The organism is Amycolatopsis sp. NPDC034160 (assembly GCF_055575355.1).
In genome coordinates, this window is the sequence record NZ_JBVISU010000017.1 from 161,967 (window position 1) to 177,162 (window position 15,196).

Here is a 15,196-nt window from a genome sequence, read left to right on the forward strand (position 1 = left end):
GAGCACAATCATCGCGAAGACGCCAGACCCGGATTCTCTGCTGGAGCGCGCGCTCACCGATGCGCTCGAACGCGCCGAGGAAGGCGACGAGATCGCGCTCCGGCTGCTCGACGCCGCCTACGAACAGTTCTGCCGGATGGGGATCCGCCGCTCCACCATGGAGGACGTCGCGCGCCGGGCCGGGGTCTCCCGGATCACCGCCTACCGCCGCTTCGCCACCAAGGACGCCTTGGTCGAGCAGGTGGTGCGCCGCGAATTCCGGCGTTACTTCGACCAGTTCCTGCTCGACATCCAGCACGCCGAATCGGCCGCGGACCGGGTCGTGCTCGGTTTCGCCAGCGCGCTGCGGGCGATCCGTCACAACCCGCTGATCGGCGGGCTGATGACCGTCGAGCCCGACGTGCTCGTCCCGTCGATGGTCAGCGACGGCGGGTACACCCTGGCGACGGTGCAGCGGTTCGTCGCGGGTCAGCTCCGCCGCGAGCAGCACGCCGGCCACGTCTCGGAAGACGTCGACGTCGAACTCGTCGCCGAACTGATGACGAGGGTTTCCGCCTCGTTCCTGGTCACTCCGAGCCATGTCATCGATCTCGACGACGACGAACAGGTCCGCGAAGTGGCTAGGCGGTTCCTGGTTCCGATGCTGCGGCCGGGTCGATCGCGGTAAGGCTGTCGCCCGCGTTCGTTGCGCCGGTAATGGATCGTGTGTATAAAGTGAAACGAGTGTTCAAAATGTAGCGATCGTTCAACTTGTGTGGAGTGCTGTGGCAGGCCGGTACCGAGAGCTGTTCTCCGCGAAGGGCTCGATCGCCTTCTCCGCCGCGGGGCTGGCCGCCAGGATCCCGGTCCCCATGATGGGGATCGGGATCATCACCATGCTGGTGGGGACGCGCGGTGACTACAGCCTCGCCGGGCTGGTCTCGGCGACGTTCACACTGTCCATGGCGCTGCTCGGACCGCAGGTCTCGCGGCTGGTGGACCGGCGGGGCCAGTGCCGGATCCTGCTGCCGGTGACCGGGATCAGCGTGCTGGCGCTCGGCGCGCTCCTGCTTTGCGCCCGGTTCGGGGCGCCGTCTTGGACGCTTTACGTGTGCGCCGTCTTCGCCGGGTTCATGCCCAGTATGGCGGCGATGGTCCGGGCTCGGTGGTCACGGCTGTACCGCGATTCGCCCCGGCTGCACACCGCTTTCGCCCTGGAATCGGTGGTCGACGAGCTGACGTTCGTCATCGGGCCCGCGTTGTCGGTGGCGTTGTGCACCACCGTTTTCCCGGAAGCGGGACCGCTGGTCGCCATCGTGTTCCTCGCCGTCGGGGTGCTGCTGTTCGTCGCGCAGCGCGAAACGGAACCGCCCGCCCTTTCGATAAGCGAGTCGGCGGGTGGTTCGGCGATCCGGCTGGGCGCGGTACGGGTCCTTGTCCTGACGTTGGTGGCCGGGGGCGTCATCGTCGGCACGGTCGACGTCGTCAGCGTGGCTTTCGCCGAGCACGTCGGGACTCCGGCGGCCGCGGGCATCGTCGTTTCGGTCTACGCCGTCGGTTCGGCGATCTCCGGGCTGGCCTTCGGAGCGCTCAAGATCACCATGCCGCCTGCCCGGCTGCTCCTGATCGGCACGGCCGGAACGGCGGCGAGCGCGGTGCCGTTGACGGTCGTCGACGGTGTCGTGAGCCTGTGCGTCGTGGTCTTCGTCGCCGGGTTGTTCTTCTCTCCCACGATGATCGTCGTAATGGGGATGATCGAAAAGGTCGTCCCGGCGGAGAACCTGACCGAGGGGATGACCTGGGCGATCACCGGGCTGAGCATCGGTGTCGCGCTCGGCGCCGCGGTGTCGGGCGAGGCCGTCGACCGCTTCGGGCCGGACGGCGGGTTCGCCGTCGCGGTCGTCGCCGGTGGGCTGGTCATCCTGATCGCCGCGCTCTCGTATCCTCTGCTGAACGGGAAAACCGCCGTGCGCGCGAAGGAGGAGGTGGCCTGCTGAACGAGCCGATCACCGACGGCAGGCTGGCCAAGGGCGAGCAACGCAAACGGGAACTGATCGAGGCCACCCTTCGCATCGTCGCGAAGGAAGGTGTTTCCGGCGTGAGTCACCGAACCGTCGCCCGTGAGGCGGGGGTGCCCGCGACGGCGGCCGCGTACCACTTCCGGGGCATCGAAGACCTGCTGACCGCGGCGCTGACCCGGTGCATGGACGAGGACGCCGAGCGGATGCGCGTCCTCGCCGCCGAAACCGACGGCGGGGAGGACACGCTGCGGAAGTTCGCCCTCCTGATGGCCGACGCGGTCGCCACACCAGGGCATCTGCTGGCGGAGTACGAGCTGTACCTCCTCGCCGCCCGTGAGCCGAAGCTCCGCGAGTCGACCGATCGCTGGCTCGCGGCCTTGGCGGACTTCGCCCGTCGCTACACCAGCGACCCGGTGCGCGTCGAGATGCTGGTCGGACTCGTGGACGGATTGCTGCTGCAGGGATTGCTGCGGGACGAGCCGCCGTCGGCGGACCGGTTCGAAGCCATCCTGCGGACCGCGCTGGCCTCGTGAGTGATTCGGGCCCCGGCCGACCGGGGCCTGCTCGAGCGGTGTTCCCAATGTCGCAGTGGTGTCGCTGAGTGTCTCCAATGCGGCATTGGGAACACCGCTGTCCACCGGACCGATGTCAGCGGGACGTCCGCGTCTCACGCGTGGCGCTCGCGGCCCTCGAAGCGCAGAACGACCCCAATCACTCACGAGCAGGTCAGGTGGTCGCGGGTGGCGACCAGGTCAACCGCGGGTCCGTCTGCACGAAGCTGCCCAGCAGCTGATCGATCTGGGTCAGTACGTCCAGGCCCAGCACCACCCCGGACGCCTTCGCGTTCTCGGTCACCTGTGCGGCGCTGCTCGCCCCGGTCACCACCGAGGCGACGGTGTTGTGCTGCAACGCCCACGCGATCGCCAGTTGCGCCATGGTCAGCCCAGCCTCGTCGGCGACGCCGCGCAGCATGCCGACGCGTTCGATCAGGTCCGGAAGGAGCAGTGGCCGGGCCTCGGGAGACTTCGCGGCCCGCGAGTCGGGCGGGATCTCGCCGGGTCGGTATTTGCCGGTCAGCACGCCCTGTGCGAGGGGGACGGACGCGAACTGGCCGATGCCCGCGCGTTCGCACACCGGCATCACCTGTGCCTCGGCGACCCGCCAGAGCATCGAGTAGTGCGGCTGGTTGGCGATGAGCGGGACACCGAGCCGGTCGGCGATCGGCTTGGCCTCCAGCAACTGTTCGGCCGTCCATTCCGCGGTGCCCGCGTAGAGGATCTTCCCCTGCCGCACCAGATCCGACAGCGCGAGGAACGTCTCCTCCAGCGGGGTGCGGTAGTCGAACCGCAGCAACTGGTAGACGTCGATGTAGTCGGTGCGCAGGCGCCGGAGCGAGCCGTGCAGCGACGTGGTCAGGTGTTTGCGGCTGAGGCCGGCGTCGTTCACGCCGGGGCCCTCCGGCCAGAACACGCCGGTGCACAGTACGAGATCGCCGCGGCGGGCGGGGGTCAGTGCTGCCGCGAGGTTCTCCTCGGCGGCACCGCCGTCCCAGGCCGCGGCGGTGTGGAAGGTCGTGACGCCCGCGTCGAGCGCGGCCTCGACGCACTCCGCGCCGTCGGGATGCGTGAGCCAGTTGCCGTAGGAGATTTCACTGACGGACAACCCGCTCGCGCCGAGCCTGCGGTAGTCCATGCTCACCTCTTCAGCGCGCCGGTTTCGAGGATGGTGCGGTCGATCCATTCGTCTAGACCCGCGGCCTTGCGCGCGTAGGTCTCCCGCACCGATTCATGCGGCAGGATCAGGAACTCCTCCGACGCCAGACCGCGTATGACGGACTCCGCGACGTCTTCCGGTTCCAGCAACGGTGCCAAGGCGGCGACCGCGAGCGCGGCGGGATGACCGGCGGCGATCCCCGGCTCCAGCAACGCGGTCCGCACCCCGAGCGGGCATAGCGCGCTGACCCGCACGCCACGCGGCCGGTAGGTGATGGCCAGCCATTCCGCGAGCCCGACGGCCGCGTGTTTGGTGACCGAGTACGGCGCGTCGCCGGGGGTGCCGAGCAAGCCCGCTGCCGAAGCCGTGATCAGCAGGTATCCCTGACCCCGGCTCAGCATCACGGGCAGCGCGACCTGCGCCGCGTGCACATGCTGCATGACGTTGATCGCCCACGACCGCGTCCATTGTTCTTCCGCGGCGTGCACGCCGGTGCCGAAGGCGGCGCCGGCGTTGGAGCAGAACAGGTCCACCGGCCCGAACTCCGCACGCGCCTCGGTGACCAGCATCTTCAAGTCCTCTTTGGACGCCGCGTCGGCGTGGCGGGCGATCGCGGCACCGCCCGAGCCCGTGATTTCGGCGGCGACCTTCTCGGCCGCGTCGAGGTCGAGGTCGGAGACCACCACTCCGGCGGCGCCTTCGGCGGCGAACCGCCTGGCCATGGCGGCGCCGATACCGTGTGCCGCGCCGGTCAGCACGACGACTCGTCCTGTCACTTCCACATGCGCTCCATGGTTATTCGTTCTGCTGTAGATGACAATTCTTCTGTTTTGTGACGGCGGTGAGCAATGCGGCGCCGAAATCTGGAGTCGAGGTGATAAAAGTGCAGGTCAGTGGCCTGTTCTGACCGTGTCGACTTATTTGTTTCCGGCGCCGGACTTTAGCACGTGATCCCTTGTTTTTCGACTTCTCGTAGGAGAGTATTGCGCTCTCTGCGGCAAGTAGGTTATTTCTTGGGAATCCCGCTGAAGATCGCCGAACCCGGCGAGGTTCGACCCAGCCAAGCCGAACAGGAGGTCCGCCGGTGAGTCATGCGACGGCGCGCACGCGGGTACTCGGCGTCAACCCGCTCGGTCGGCCGGACCCGGGGCTGGCGGCCGCCGTCGCCAGGGGTGGTGGGCTCGGCGTCCTCGACCTCGGTCCGACCGAGTCCATAGTGGACAGAGGCTTCCCGTTCGGGGTCCGGATCCCGAACGGCCGACGCGGGCGACCGGAAGAGGTGCGGGAAAGCGGCGCGGGGCTCGTCCTGCTGGCCGAAGGGGCAGTTTGGCAGGGCAGGGCCGAGGTTCCCGTGCTGGCCGAGGTGACCGGCGTCGAGCAGGCCGTCCGGATGCTCGACGCCGGCGCCTCCGGTCTGGTCGCCAAGGGCGCCGAGGCGGGCGGCTCGGATCTCACCACGTTCGTCCTGCTGCAGCGCCTGCTGGAGCGGTTCGGCGACGAAGTCCCGGTGTGGGCGTACGGCGGCATCGGAGCGCGGACGGCGGTGGCCGCGATCGCCGGCGGCGCGGCCGGGGTGGTGCTCGACGGACTCGGCCTGTTCCCGGAGGCCGACGTGCCCGCGGCGGCGAGGATCGAACTGGCCAGGGCCGACGACGGGCTCGCGACACTGTTCGCGAACCGGTTCGAGGACGCGGAAAGCGCTGTCCGATCGGTCGTGCGTTCCCTCGCCGTGCCGCCGTCGGCGAGCCCGGCGGAGCAGGGCGCTCGACTGTGCCGGACGCTGGGGACCGGCCTCCCGGTCGTGCAGGGTCCGATGACGCGGGTGAGCGACCAGCCCGGTTTCGCCGCCGCCGTAGCCGCGCATGACGGGTTCCCGTTCGTCGCGGTCGCCACCGCGAACGGCGCCAAGACCACCGAACTGCTCGGCCGCACCGCCGAGGCACTCGGCGAACGGCCATGGGGAGCGGGCATCCTCGGCTTCGTCCCGGAGGCCCTGCGCACCGAACAACTCGCGGCGATCCGGGCCGCGCGCCCGCGTTGCGTGCTGATCGCGGGCGGGAAACCCGCGCAGGCCAAGGCACTGGAAGCCGACGGGATCGCGACCTTCCTCCACGTGCCGTCGCCGATCCTGCTGAAGCAGTTCCTCGACGCCGGGGTCCGCCGGTTCGTCTTCGAGGGCGCCGAATGCGGCGGGCATGTCGGCCCGCGGTCGAGTTTCGTGCTGTGGGAGCAGCAGCTGGACGTCTTGCGCGAACACGGCGCCGACGACGTCGAGGTGCTGTTCGCGGGCGGCGTGCACGACGCCAGGTCCGCCGCCATGGTCGCCGCGATGGCGGAGCCGGTGAAAGGCGGCGGGATCGGTGTCCTGATGGGCACCGCGTACCTGTTCACCGAGGAAGCCGTGACGCACGGTGCCATCACCGGGGCCTTCCAGGATCGCGTGCTCGGCGCCGGGTCCACGGTCACCCTGGAGACCGCGCCCGGACATCTCACCCGCTGCCTGCCCAGCCCGTACACCGAGGAGTTCGCCGCGGTGAAGGCCGGGCTCCGTGCGGACGGGGTCCCGCCGCAAGAGGCATGGCAACGACTGGAAGAGCTGAACACCGGACGGCTGCGGATCGCCAGCAAGGGGATCCGGCGTGACGGCGATGCCCTGGTCGAGGTCGACACCCTCGGTCAGCTCGCCGAGGGGATGTACATGGCGGGCCAGGTCACGGTCCTGCGGGAAGCGCGCACCGACATCGCCACCCTGCACCGTGAAGTCACCGAAGGCGCGGCGGAACTGCTCGCCGTCGGCGCGCCCGTCGAAGAGTCCGTTGTGGACGGTGACATCGCCATCGTCGGCATGGCGTGTGTGTTCCCCGGAGCGCCCGATCTCCCGGCGTTCTGGTCCACCATCCTGCGTGGCGCGGACGCCGTCACCGAGGTGCCGGATCAACGGTGGGACAAGGACGTCTACGCCGGTCAGTCGACGTCCAAGTGGGGTGGCTTCCTGCCCGCGGTGGACTTCGACCCGCTTTCCTACGGCATCCCCCCGACGTCGATGGGCAGCATCGACCCGGCACAGCTGGTGTCGCTGCGGACGGCGCGGCGCGCCCTCGAAGACGCGGGCTACGGCGACGGCGGCTTCGATCGCGAGCGCACCAGCGTCATCTTCGGCGCCGAAGCCGGGGGAGACCTGGCGAACGCCGGGGTCCTGCGCGCGCTGCTGCCGAGTTATCTCGAAGACGTCCCGGAGGAGCTGCTCTCGCAGTTGCCCGAGCTGACCGAAGACTCGTTCCCGGGCACGCTCGCCAATGTCATCTCCGGCCGGATCGCCAACCGGCTCGACCTCGGCGGCACCAACTACACCGTGGACGCCGCGTGCGGATCGTCGCTGGCGGCGCTGGACCTCGCGGTGAAAGAGCTGCGGGCAGGCACCAGCGAGATGGTCCTGTGCGGTGCGGTCGACCTGCACAACGGCATCAACGACTACCTCATGTTCACCTCCGCGGGCGCGTTGTCGCCGACCGGGCGGTGCCGCCCGTTCGACGCGGCGGCCGACGGGATCGCACTCGGCGAGGGCGTCGCTTGCCTCGTGCTCAAGCGGCGGACCGACGCCGAACGCGACGGTGACCGGGTCTACGCCGTGGTCAAGGGCGTCGGCGCGGCCAGCGACGGTAAGGCCCTCGGTCTCACCGCGCCCCGTCCCGAGGGGCAGCGCCGGGCGCTCGAACGGGCCTACCGCGACGCCGGAGTCTCCCCGGTGGACGTCTCGCTGGTGGAGGCGCACGGCACCGGCACGGTCGTCGGCGACGCCACCGAATTGACCACGCTGACCGAGTTCTTCCTCGACGCCGGTGCCGCGCCGGGCGCGTGTGCGCTGGGTTCGGTGAAGAGCCAGATCGGGCACACGAAATGCGCCGCGGGGCTGGCGGGACTGATGAAGGCGGCGCTGGCGCTGTGGCATGAGATCGTGCCGCCCACGCTGCATTTGAGCAGGCCGAACCCCGCCTGGGACGCCAAGAGCAGTCCCTTCACCTTCTCCACCGGCGCCCGGCCGTCGCCGGTCCCGCGCGGCCGCGAGTTCGCCGGAGTGAGCGCGTTCGGGTTCGGTGGGACCAATTTCCACGCGGTACTGGCGGCTCCGGGCGTCCCGCCCGACCGGCGTCACGGGCCGCGAGACTGGGACGCTGAGCTGGTCCTGCTCCGGGGCTCCGATGTGGACAGTGCCCGCGCCGTGCTGCGTGACCTGCTGGCGGCGAACGAAGGCCGTCCGCTGCGGGAGATCGCGGCGCTCGCCGCCGCTCGGGAGGGCTCCGGGCCGGCGTGGCTCGCGGTCGTCGCGAGCGACCTCGGGGACCTGCGGGAGGCCGCCGAGGGCAGGGGTGGGCTCACCGCCGATGGCGCCGAATCCGGCTCGGTCGCGTTCCTGTTCCCCGGACAGGGCAGCCAGCGGACGGGCATGCTGGCGGAGCTGTTCGTGCATTTTCCCGAGCTGGCCGACGTGCTGCGGCTCGCTCCGGACGTCGCCGCGACCACGTTCCCGCCCCGTGCTTTCGACGAAGACGCCAGGGCGGCGCAGGACGAGGCGCTCAAGGACACGCGCGTCGCGCAGCCCGCGCTCGGGCTCGTCGAATCGGCTGTCTGTCGTCTGCTCGCCGACCTCGGCGTCCGGCCGGATCTGCTGGCCGGGCACAGCTACGGTGAGCTGGCCGCGTTGTCGGTCGCCGGAGCCTTCGACACTCCGACCCTGGTGGCGCTCAGCCGGGCCAGGGCCCGCTCGATCGCCGAAGTCGCCGGTACCGATCCCGGGGCCATGGCCGCGGTGAAAGCGTCGCGTGATGAACTGGCCCCCGTCCTCGACAACGCCGATGTCGTGCTGGCCAACCACAACGCACCCGCGCAGACCGTCCTTTCCGGACCGACGTCCGCCGTCGAAGACGCCGTCCGCGAGCTGCGGGAGCGAGGGGTCGCGGCCAAACGGATCCCCGTCGCGTGTGCCTTCCACAGCCCGTTGGTGGCCGGAGCGAGCGACGTGTTCGCCGTCGACCTCGACAACGCCGAGATCGGCGATCCCGCCTTGCCGGTGTGGTCGAACCGCACCGCCGGGCCGTACGAGCCCGGGAAGGTACGCGCCGGACTGGCCGCGCAGATCGGGGCGCCGGTGCGGTTCGTCGAGCTGATCGAGGACATGTACGCCGTGGGGGCGCGCACGTTCGTCGAGGTGGGCCCTGGTCAGGTGCTTTCCCGGCTGGTCAAGGAGATCCTCGGTGACCGGCCGCACACCGTGGTCGCGTGTGATCCCGGCGGCCCCGGTCTGCGCGGGTTCCTCACCGCGCTCGCGCGGCTGGCGCTCACCGGCGTCGACGTCCGCACCGAGCGGCTCTTCCGCGGCCGAGTCCGCGTCGGACCGCTTCCCACGCCTGCCTGGACCGTGGACGGCCAGACCGTCCGCGCGCCCGGCGGCGAGGTCCCCGCCCATGGGCTCGTGCCCGCCCGACGAATCCCGAGGACGACCATGAACCAGCCCGTGCCCGGTCGTGACCAGGCCGTCGTCGAATTCCTCCGCACCAGCCGCGAAATGCTGGCGGCGCAACGGGACGTGATGCTGGGATACCTCGGCACCGCGCCGCTTCCCACGGCCACCGCCGTGCCGATGCCGCCGACCGTGGAGCTGCCCGCCGCGCCCCTTCCTGTCGCGCCATTGCCCGCCGTCGCCGCGGAACCCGTGGCCGAGGCGCCGGCGCCCGTCGCGGGAACCGACGTCCTCGCCACCGTGATCGGCGCGATCAGTGAACGTACCGGCTATCCGGCCGAGATGATCGACGCCGATCTCGACCTCGAAGCGGATCTTTCCATCGACTCCATCAAACGCACCGAAATCGCGGGCTCGCTGTTGGCGAAGCTCGGCCTCTCCGGACGGGTGCACGACGACGCCCAGGACCAGCTCAGCCGCGACCGGACGGCGAGCGCGCTGGCCGCGCGGCTGCGGAAGTGGCTCGAACCCTCGGCGCCGGTCACCGTGGCGACGGCACCCGCCGAGTCCCCGGTGGGCCGCGCGCCCGGCCGGTACCTGCTGAGCCGAGTTCCCGCGCCGCTCGGCACGCCCGATCTCGCCAAGGTCGTCGGCAGGACGATCGCGGTGAGCTTCGAACCCGGCCAGGAGGAGCTGGCCGAGTCGGTCCGTGCGGTCTTCGCCGAGGCGGGCGCGACGGCGGGGGAGCGAGGAGTGGCCGACGTCGTCATCGTGCTGAACCCGTTGTCGGACGCCGAGGAACCGGTCGCCGCGCAGGTTTTCGGGCTGCTCAAGGACGCCAAGGGGACGGTGGTCGTGGTGGCTCGCCCGGGAGCGGGGCACACCGCCGGACTGCGCGGCCTGGTCCGTGCCGCGGCGCGGGAACGCGCTGAGCCGACGAGACTGGTCGAATTGGAGTCCACAGTGGACCTCGCGCGGATCGTGCTGGAGGAGGTGATCGCCGAGGGGCCGGCCGCCGTGCGGTACGACACCGCCGGTCGCGCCGCTTTCGAACCGTCGGCGGGATCCCTCGGCTCGATCGCCTACGCGGGCGCCGGTCCCGACGGCGGGGAGACCAAGGCACTCGGCCTCGGCGCGGATTCGGTGCTGCTGCTGATCGGCGGGGCTCGCGGGATCACCGCGCGGGCGGCGGTCGCGCTGGCCGCGAGCGGATGCCGGATCGAACTGGCCGGGCGCACGCCGTGGCCCGCGGAACCCGGCGACGAGAACCTGCCCGGTGACGCGCAGGGAATGCGTTCGGCGTTGGCCGCGCGCGGTGGTTCGCTGGCGGACATCGAACGCCGGGTGCGTACCGTGCTGGCCCAGCGCGAGATCGCCAGGACACTCGACCAGATCGGCGCGGCCGGTGGTATCGCGGCCTACCGGTCGCTGGACGTCCGTGACGCCACCGCCGTCCGGCAGCTGGTCAAGGATCTGCACACGCGATACGGCCGCATCGACGGCGTCGTCCACGCGGCCGGGGTGATCGACGACAAGCTCATGGCGGACAAGGACGAGCACTCCTTCCGCACGGTCTACGGGACCAAAGTGGACGGTGCGCGGGCATTGCTCGACGCGCTGGAGCACTTCGGCGTGCGGCCCGGATTCGTCACGTTCTTCGGCAGCATCGCCGCGGTTCTGGGCAACCGCGGTCAGACCGACTACGCCGCGGCGAACGACGCGCTGGAGACTCTCGGCGAGCAGTGGGCGGAGCGCACCGGCTGCCGCGCGCTGACCGTCCACTGGGGACCGTGGGCACCCTCGGACGACCACGCCGGCATGGTGTCGCCGGAACTCGCGCGTGAGTACGAACGGCGGGAGGTCGCGTTGATCGACCCGGACGAGGGCACCGCCGCGCTCCTGCGCGAGCTGGCCTACGGCCCGGCCGATGTCCGGTCAGTGCTGTACACGGCGTCACTATGGTGAATCAGGAGCCGGTCGCGATCGTCGGGATGGGCGTCTTCCTCCCCGGCGCGTCCACTGTGGACGAGTACTGGCAGAACATCGTTTCCGGGACCGACGCGATCACCGAGATCCCACCGCACCGCTGGGATCCGAGCTTTCACGCTCGCGACGGCCGCACCCCCGACCGCACCTACGGTCGACGCGGCGGATTCGTCGCGGAAAACCTCGCGTTCGACGCGACGGCGCTCGGTATCGCACCCAGTTCCCTCGCCGGGATGGAGCCCGACCAGCTGGTCGCGCTGGCCGTCGCCGCTTCCGCCGTCGATGACGCCGGTGGCCTGCGGCGGCTGGGCGACCTCGAACGGGTCGGCGTGATCCTCGGCAGAGGCGGCTACCTCTCGCCCGGCCTGCGGCGGTTCGACCAGCGGGTACGGTCGGTCCGGCAGATCACCGGCACGGTGCGGGAACTCCTCCCGTCGACGAGCCCGGAGATGCTCGACAGGCTCCGGAACGCGTTGCTGGAGCCACTCGGCGAGTTCCGGCCCGACACCGCGATCGGGCTGGTGCCGAACCTCGCCGCGTCGCGGGTGGCGAACCGGCTGGACTTCGGCGGCCCGGCGTACACCGTGGACGCCGCCTGCGCCTCGTCGCTGCTGGCCGTGGACCAGGCGATCGGCGAACTCGCCCGGCGCCGGTGCGACGTCGTGCTGGCCGGCGGGGTGCACCACTGTCACGACGACACGCTGTGGTCGATGTTCACCCAGCTCGGCGCGCTGTCCCCGAGCCAGCGGATCAGCCCGTTCTCTCGCGACGCGGACGGCCTGCTGATCGGCGAGGGCACCGCGATCGTCGTGCTGAAACGGTTCTACGACGCGCGCCGCGACGGCGACCGGGTCTACGCGGTGCTGCGCGGCTCCGGCACGTCGAGCGACGGCAAGGCCGCGAGCCTGCTCAGCCCGGCCGTGACGGGCCAGATCCTGGCGTTGCGCCGGGCGTGGGCGTCGGCGGGGCTCGATCCTGCCGCGCCCGGCGCGCTCGGCCTGCTGGAGGCGCACGGCACCGCGACACCGGCCGGGGACGCGGCTGAACTGGCCACCCTCGCCGAGGTGTTCGGGCCGCCGGAAGGACCTCGTGCCGCGATCGGGGCGGTCAAGGCGATGATCGGGCACACCGTGCCGACCGCCGGGGCCGCCGGGCTGGTCAAGGCCGCGCTCGCGCTGCACCACGCGGTCCTGCCGCCGACCCTGAACTGTGCCGATCCGAGTCCGCTGCTGGACAAGACCCGGTTCCGTACCCTGACCCGGGCCGAGCGGTGGTTCGCCGGTGACGTGCCACGCCGGGCGGCGGTCAACGCCTTCGGTTTCGGCGGCGTCAACGCGCATGTGGTGCTGGAGGAGGCCGATCCCGCGCCCGCACGGCCGCGCCGGGCGAAGGTGACCGAAGAACCCGAGCGGGTTCTGCTGCTCGCGGCGTCCACTCCGGACGAACTGCGCATCCTGCTCGACCGGCCGGACCCGGAATCCGGAGGCGAGGGCCCGTGCCGCATCGGGATCGTCGGGCCGACCGAGAAGCGGCTGGAAGTCGCGCGGCGGGTGCTCGCGAAGGTCGCGGTCGAGGGCAAGTCCTGGCACGGGCCCAACGACATCTGGTGCACCACGGCGCCGTTGCTGGACCAGGACGGCGCGAAGACCGTTTTCGTCTATCCGGGGCTGGAGGCCGACGCGGAGCCACGATGCGCCGACGTCGCGCGGCATTTCGGCCTGGAGCGACCGGAGTGGTCGACGACGAGCGTGCTGGCCCGGGCGTCGAGTGTGTCGCAGGTCGGGTTGCTTCTGGACACCGCGTTGCGGCGGCTCGCCATCAGCCCGGACGCGCTCGCCGGGCACAGTGTCGGGGAGTGGACCGCGATGCAGGCCGCCGGGATGTATCCTGGTCAGTCCACAAAGGACATGTTAAGCCGTTACTGGCCAACCGGTTTCACCTTGCCTGACGCGGAATTCCTGGTACTCGGCTGTTCCGCGGACCGGGCGGCCACCCTGCTCGGCGCCGAGCCGGAACTGATGATCTCGCACGAAAACGCGCCGCGGCAGACGATCGTCTGCGGCGATCCGGCGGCCGCCGCCCGGCTCGCCAAACTGTGCACGCAGCACGGCGTCGTGGCCAGGACACTGCCATTCCGGTCCGGGTTCCACACGCCGCTGATGCGGTCCCGGCTCGGTCCGTTCACCCGCCTGGCGGCGGAACTGGACCTGAAGGCGCCGCGGATCCCGGTCTGGTCGGCGACCACCGCGCGGCCCTATCCCGCGGATCCGGTGGAGGTTCGCGAGATGTACCTGGCCCATCTGGTGCGCAAGGTCCGGTTCCGGGAGCTCGTCGACGCGCTCTATGCCGACGGCGCACGCGTCTTCGTGCAGGCGGGCGCCGGTCAGGTCGGCACGTTCGTGTCGGACACACTGGGAGAACGGCCGCATCTGGTCGTCGCGGCGTCGTCCGGCACCCGGCCCGGTCTCGCCCAGCTGCGCCGGGTCGCCACCGCGGTCTGGGTGGAGGGTGGGCGGCCCGCGTTCGACGTCCTGGAGCCACGCCGGACCCGGATCGACACCGCGGGCACGTTGCTCTCGGTCGCCGACGACGTCAAAGGCATGTTCGAAGGCGTCGGTGAGGTGCCCGAGCTGGCCGACGGCGTGCCGGAGGCGATCGTCGCGGAGTTCACCGCGCTGCTCGTCGAAACCAGGCAGGCGGCGGCGAGCGTCGTCAACGCGGCGAAACGGCGGGAGGAGCGTGGCACCGTACAGTCCACTGTGGACGTCTCGCTGGCCACGATGCCGTATCTGGTGGACCACCGGTTCTTCCGCCAGCGTGACGGATGGCCGGAGGAGGCGGACTTCCGTCCCACCGTTCCCGCGACGACGCTGGTCGACATGGCTTGCCGGGCTGCTGAACGGGCCTGGCCGGGAACGATCGCGACCGGCGTGAGCAACGCGGCGTTCTCGCGCTGGCTGATCGCCGCCCCGGCGCGGCGCGTGCCGATGTCGATGACGCGCGAGGGCGACCGGATCAGCGTCCAAATCGGACCGCACGCCAGTATGGACGTCCAGCTGGGGGAGCGGTACCCCATGGCGCCCCGGCCGTCGCCCTTGCCGGGGCCGGAAACCGCGCCTCCGCTGAGGGCCGCCGAGATCTACTCACGGCGCGAAATGTTCCACGGTCCCGCCTACCAAGGGCTCGTCCGGTTGATCGGGCTCGGGGAACGGCATATCCGCGGCGACCTCGTCGTGCCGTCGGCGCCCGGTGCGCTGCTGGACAACGTCGGCCAGCTGCTGGGCTGCTGGCTGATGGCCACGAAGGCGGACGCGCTGCTGGCGTTCCCGACGTCGATGGGCCGGATCACCTGGTACGGACCCGAACCGGCGCCGGGCACTTCGCTGCGGTGCGTGGTCCGGGTGCGGCTGCCGAGGCCGGAGGTGCTGGAGATGGACGCCGAACTGGTACGGGACGGCACCGTACTGGCGCGGATCGAGCAGTGGCGGGACATCCGGTTCCCGTGTGACCGGCCCACACACCGGGTCTACGCCTTCCCGGACCGGCACCGGCTTTCCGAGGACCACCACGGTGCCTGGACGCTCGTGACCGATCGGTGGCCGAGCCCGGCCGCACGCGACATCTACGCCGGCGTCTACCTCGGTGCGGAGGAACGCGCCGAGTTCGCCGCCTGTGCGCCGCGACGGCAGCGCGGCTGGCTGCTGGAACGGATCGCGATCAAGGACGCGGTCCGCGCGCGGCTCGCCGAGGACGGTGTCGAAGGGGTTTACCCGGCGGAGATCCGCGTGAGCGCGGACGGGACCACGGTGACCGGACAGCACGGCAGGACGTTGCCGGAGTTCGCCGTGGCCGTCGCCCTCGCGAAGTCCGGGGACCTCGCGGTCGCCCTCGTTCGCGAAGCGTCGGCGCCGCCGCCCCGGATCGCGGTCCGCGCCGAGGGCGATCTGGCCGGGCTGGGCGAGGAGATCGGCATCGGGGTGGAGTTCGCTGGGATACCGGGGCACGTGGTGGCCTGGAACCGCGGGTAAGAACAGGAGCA

The 15,196-nt window shown here is 71.0% G+C and carries 7 protein-coding genes; 5 read left to right on the forward strand and 2 right to left on the reverse strand.

Annotated elements, in window-relative coordinates; genetic code table 11:
• The first annotated feature begins 91 nt into the window (after positions 1 to 91).
• From ACZ54P_RS29405 to ACZ54P_RS29415, 3 genes are all read left to right on the forward strand, one after another.
• Entirely contained in the window at positions 92 to 667 is a 576-nt protein-coding gene (locus tag ACZ54P_RS29405; protein WP_465464849.1) for a TetR/AcrR family transcriptional regulator, read from the forward strand.
• Positions 668 to 764: 97 nt separating this feature from the next.
• Positions 765 to 1,976 (forward strand): MFS transporter, encoded by a 1,212-nt coding sequence (locus ACZ54P_RS29410; protein ID WP_465464816.1) that lies wholly within the window; start codon positions 765 to 767, stop codon positions 1,974 to 1,976.
• 56 nt (positions 1,977 to 2,032) lie between these two features.
• Positions 2,033 to 2,533 carry a TetR/AcrR family transcriptional regulator gene (locus ACZ54P_RS29415; RefSeq protein ID WP_465464850.1) on the forward strand — a complete coding sequence of 167 codons (501 nt, stop codon included), beginning with the start codon at positions 2,033 to 2,035 and terminating at the stop codon, positions 2,531 to 2,533.
• Between the two features lie 193 nt (positions 2,534 to 2,726).
• On the opposite strand, the gene ACZ54P_RS29420 is transcribed toward ACZ54P_RS29415, so the two are convergent.
• Together ACZ54P_RS29420 and ACZ54P_RS29425 are read right to left on the reverse strand one after the other, a co-directional pair.
• On the reverse strand, positions 2,727 to 3,692 hold the full coding sequence (locus ACZ54P_RS29420; protein WP_465464817.1) for an aldo/keto reductase: 966 nt from the start codon (positions 3,690 to 3,692) through the stop codon (positions 2,727 to 2,729).
• Between the two features lie 2 nt (positions 3,693 to 3,694).
• On the reverse strand, positions 3,695 to 4,495 hold the full coding sequence (locus ACZ54P_RS29425) for an SDR family oxidoreductase (RefSeq protein ID WP_465464818.1): 801 nt from the start codon (positions 4,493 to 4,495) through the stop codon (positions 3,695 to 3,697).
• 302 nt (positions 4,496 to 4,797) lie between these two features.
• Here ACZ54P_RS29425 and ACZ54P_RS29430 point away from each other — a divergent pair, with 302 nt between their 5' ends.
• Positions 4,798 to 11,136: an SDR family oxidoreductase gene (locus ACZ54P_RS29430; RefSeq protein ID WP_465464819.1), complete on the forward strand. Its 6,339-nt coding sequence runs from the start codon at positions 4,798 to 4,800 to the stop codon at positions 11,134 to 11,136.
• Positions 11,130 to 15,185 carry a beta-ketoacyl synthase N-terminal-like domain-containing protein gene (locus ACZ54P_RS29435; RefSeq protein WP_465464820.1) on the forward strand — a complete coding sequence of 1,352 codons (4,056 nt, stop codon included), beginning with the start codon at positions 11,130 to 11,132 and terminating at the stop codon, positions 15,183 to 15,185. The genes ACZ54P_RS29430 and ACZ54P_RS29435 overlap by 7 nt, the downstream gene beginning before the upstream one ends.
• Positions 15,186 to 15,196: the final 11 nt, after the last annotated feature.

Excerpts from the sequence above, each read along its gene's own strand:
- ACZ54P_RS29420 (WP_465464817.1), bottom strand. The coding sequence starts at position 3,692 with ATGGACTACCGCAGGCTCGGCGCGAGCGGGTTGTCCGTCAGTGAAATC.
- ACZ54P_RS29435 (WP_465464820.1), top strand. The coding sequence starts at position 11,130 with ATGGTGAATCAGGAGCCGGTCGCGATCGTCGGGATGGGCGTCTTCCTC.